This window comes from Corynebacterium phoceense (assembly GCF_900092335.1).
GTDB classification, from domain to species: domain Bacteria; phylum Actinomycetota; class Actinomycetes; order Mycobacteriales; family Mycobacteriaceae; genus Corynebacterium; species Corynebacterium phoceense.
Genome location: NZ_LT596208.1, coordinates 482,026 through 485,640 on the forward strand (window position 1 = coordinate 482,026; position 3,615 = coordinate 485,640).

Consider the following 3,615-nt stretch of genomic DNA (forward strand, 5'->3'; position numbering starts at 1 on the left):
CGCACAAAAATCGCGAGCTCACCAGCCAGATTTTCTGCATACACGTCCACCGTGTCCACCCCCGCGTGCTTGCCCGCGTTGACCATCGCCTCGCGCGCGGCCTGCACCGCAAGCTTCGTCGCCTCGGTGAGCTCCACGTCCTCGCCCACCGTCACCGGCGCAATTCGCACCGGGAAGAGGTCCTCGACCTCGCCGCACGCCACGGCGAGCGCGCCGAAGACAGTCGCTGGCGCCGCCGACGGCGAGTCAAAGAGCCACGCGCGCAGCTCGCGCTCCTGCCCGCGCGCCAAGCGCGCGACCTCCTCCGGGTCCTCCGCCCGTTTTTGAATGAGCGCCAAGGTCTGTAACCCCGAGTCATGCAGCTGCGCCGCCATGTCCGCCCGTGCTTCCGATGCCGCCTTCTCCGCGCCCTCGTCCGCCACCTGCCGCCACAGCTTCAGCACGAGCGGCACGACGAGCGCACCGAAACCGACCACCGTGAGCAGCACCGCGGCCAACGCTGGCCCAAAGTCCGTCCCGCCGTTCCACCGCGCGACGGTAATGACCACGCCGGCCAGCACGAGCACGCCGCCCGCCCCCACGCTGACCTTATTCGTCACGGAGCCCAGGCCGCGGTCGTAGGCCTGCCAGGTAATCAGCGCACCGGCACCGACGATGACCAGCGGAATGAGCAGGCCTCCCGCGCTCATGCCGAGCCCGACGGCCAAGACGGCGGCAAGGACCAGCAGCCAATGGGCGCGGAAGTCAAAGCGCGAGGTGGGGGCGGGGGCATCGGCAGGCTTGGTGGCTACCCAGACGCCGGCGTAGAGGAACGCGCCCAGGCCGCCCAGGGCGCACAGNCGCCTGCCGCACCGAACCCGCGCCCCACGTCCGCCCCGGACTGGCAGCCCGTCGCGGGTATCAACACGGCCGAGGACGTCGTGCGCCCAGACAGCTTCGTCAACCACTCCCTCGGCTGGGTCCCCTGGATCGCCGCGCTCGACGAGGACGAGCTCACCGCAGAGCAACGCGACGCGCTCATCAAGCCCGAGCGCGCCAAGTCCGCCTACTTCCGCCTGCTCGCCCGCGACGCCGCCGCGCTCAAGGCCCGCACGCTCACCGACTTCGACATCTTCTACAACGTCGAAGGCGGCCTCCCCCGCGCCGAGCGCNGTCGACACGGCCCGCGCCGGGCTGCGCACCGCGAATAACGCATCGCTCCAAGCCGCGCTCGCCTCGCTCGGCGCGACGAACGAGGGCGAGGTCCCCGGCACGACCATGGCCACTGCACTCGTCCAGTGGACCGAGGCCGACCACGCGGTGAGCGACGCGCAGACCCAGCTCGACCACGCCGAGGAGTCCTACGCCCGCGCGCTCGAGGCCGTCGACCGCGAGGTCGGTGCCAAACAGCGCGCCGCCAACGCCGCCTACGCCCAGCTTTCCGATGCCCAGCTCGCCCAGCGCGCCGCCGAGCTCAGCGCCCAACAGCAAGTCGACGCGCAATCCCAGGCTGTCGACCACGCCCTCAAGTCCGCCGCGGGCACCCGCGTCGCCGCCGAGGAGGCCAACGCGAAGCTCGAGTTCGACATCTCCGGCGCCCAGCTCCTCTCGCCACTAAGCGGCGTGGTCACGACNGCGAGCTCGCCGCCACCGTCGTCTCGCGCTTCAACGGCTGCGAGTACTGCGCCTCGGTCCACCAGGGCCGCACCGTCGAGGAAGGCGGCGACCGCGCCGCCGTCGACCGCCTCCTCTTCGAGGGCATCGAGGCCGACCTCGGCTCCGAGCTCTGGGACGCCATCCGCCGCGCCGCCCTCGCGCTCACCGCGACGCCTCTCGCCTTCGGACAGGAACACGTCAGCGCCCTGCGCGCCGCCGGCCTCAACGATATCGCCATCCTCGACGTCGTCAACGCCGCGTCCTTCTTCAACTGGGCCAACCGCCTCATGCTCACTCTCGGCACGGCGGAGCTACCCGCGCGCTTCCGCTAAGCGCACACATCACATCTCATTCCCTTTTATCCCTCCTGAGCAGGAGGGACAATACCTCCACGCTCAGCCGGATGTGAGCCACCCGCGGGCAGTAACACAAAAATCGCCAGCGTCTGCGCAGGCATCGCGCAGCGCTACGATCTCGATCCCACCGTGGTGCGCGCATACTTCATGGCGGCGGCCACGGCATTGCGCTCCTCATCGCGTTCATCCTCGTGGTGAGCTCGGCACCCCTCTCCGGGATCACGGAGAGAGTGGCATCGGCACCGTGCGCCCCCCGCTAGGCCAAGTCGCGGTCCGCGGCCCAGCGCGTGAGCTGATAGCGGTTCGACTGCTGCGTCTTGCGCAAAATATTCGACGCGTGCGTCTCCACCGTCTTCACCGAGATAAAGAGACGCTCGCCGATTTCGCGATACGTGTAACCGCGCGCGAGCAGCCGCAGCACCTCGAGCTCGCGCCGTGTGAGCGCGTCAACCGCCGGGTCCACGGATTCGTCCGGCGCGCCGGGCTTCGACTCGGCAGGCGCACCCGATGCGAACGCATCGAGCACGAACCCCGCCAGCCGCGGCGAGAAATACGCATCCCCCTCATGCACCCGGCGCACGGCCGCGGCCAGCTCCGGACCTGAAATATTCTTCGTCACGTAGCCCCGAGCGCCGGCGCGGATGAGCGCGATGACGTCCTCCGCCGCGTCCGAAACACTCAGCGCCAAGTACACCGGTCCCGAGGCGCCACGCAGCACGGCCAACCCGCCGCCGTCCGGCATATGCACGTCGAGCAGCACCACGTCCGGGTGCGCCGACTCAATCCCGGCGACCGCCTCGGCGACCGTGCCCGCGTCGCCCACGACCTCGATATCCCCCGCGGCGGCCAGCTCCGCACGCACGCCGGCGCGGAAGACAGAATGATCATCGACGAGGAAAACAGCAACCATGGCTACAAAGCTACCGTGAGCTCCACCTCTGTGCCCTCTCCCGGACGCGAGTTCACCCGCGCGGTGCCCCCAGCGGCCTCCATGCGCGCGCAGACGGAATCCCGAATCCCATGCCGGTCCTCCGCTACCGCATCCATGTCGAAGCCCGCGCCGCGGTCGCGCACAAAAATCGCGAGCTCACCAGCCAGATTTTCTGCATACACGTCCACCGTGTCCACCCCCGCGTGCTTGCCCGCGTTGACCATCGCCTCGCGCGCGGCCTGCACCGCAAGCTTCGTCGCCTCGGTGAGCTCCACGTCCTCGCCCACCGTCACCGGCGCAATTCGCACCGGGAAGAGGTCCTCGACCTCGCCGCACGCCACGGCGAGCGCGCCGAAGACAGTCGCTGGCGCCGCCGACGGCGAGTCAAAGAGCCACGCGCGCAGCTCGCGCTCCTGCCCGCGCGCCAAGCGCGCGACCTCCTCCGGGTCCTCCGCCCGTTTTTGAATGAGCGCCAAGGTCTGTAACACCGAGTCATGCAGCTGCGCCGCCATGTCCGCCCGTGCTTCCGATGCCGCCTTCTCCGCGCCCTCGTCCGCCACCTGCCGCCACAGCTTCAGCACGAGCGGCACGACGAGCGCACCGAAACCGACCACCGTGAGCAGCACCGCGGCCAACGCTGGCCCAAAGTCCGTCCCGCCGTTCCACCGCGCGACGGTAATGACCACGCCGGCC

Annotated in this window: 4 protein-coding genes and 1 pseudogene; 2 read left to right on the top strand and 3 right to left on the bottom strand. The window is 69.8% G+C overall.

Annotated elements, in window-relative coordinates:
- A partial coding sequence (locus BN9444_RS14745) for a sensor histidine kinase (RefSeq protein ID WP_420888712.1) occupies positions 1-689 on the bottom strand: 689 nt, incomplete at its 3' end.
- Between the two features lie 921 nt (positions 690-1,610).
- Between BN9444_RS14745 and BN9444_RS15680 the strand changes: the two are divergent.
- Positions 1,611-1,967: pseudogene (locus BN9444_RS15680) on the top strand (peroxidase-related enzyme); the annotation flags it as partial.
- Between the two features lie 102 nt (positions 1,968-2,069).
- Positions 2,070-2,189 carry a PspC domain-containing protein gene (locus BN9444_RS15545; RefSeq protein ID WP_420888716.1) on the top strand — a complete coding sequence of 40 codons (120 nt, stop codon included), beginning with the start codon at positions 2,070-2,072 and terminating at the stop codon, positions 2,187-2,189.
- Between the two features lie 58 nt (positions 2,190-2,247).
- Here the strand turns inward: BN9444_RS15545 and BN9444_RS06415 are convergent, their stop codons facing one another.
- Together BN9444_RS06415 and BN9444_RS06420 are read right to left on the bottom strand one after the other, a co-directional pair.
- Positions 2,248-2,901: a LuxR C-terminal-related transcriptional regulator gene (locus BN9444_RS06415; protein WP_066484806.1), complete on the bottom strand. Its 654-nt coding sequence runs from the start codon at positions 2,899-2,901 to the stop codon at positions 2,248-2,250.
- Between the two features lie 2 nt (positions 2,902-2,903).
- Positions 2,904-3,615, bottom strand: a 712-nt coding sequence (locus BN9444_RS06420) for a sensor histidine kinase (RefSeq protein ID WP_338078336.1), incomplete at its 5' end; no start/stop codon positions are given.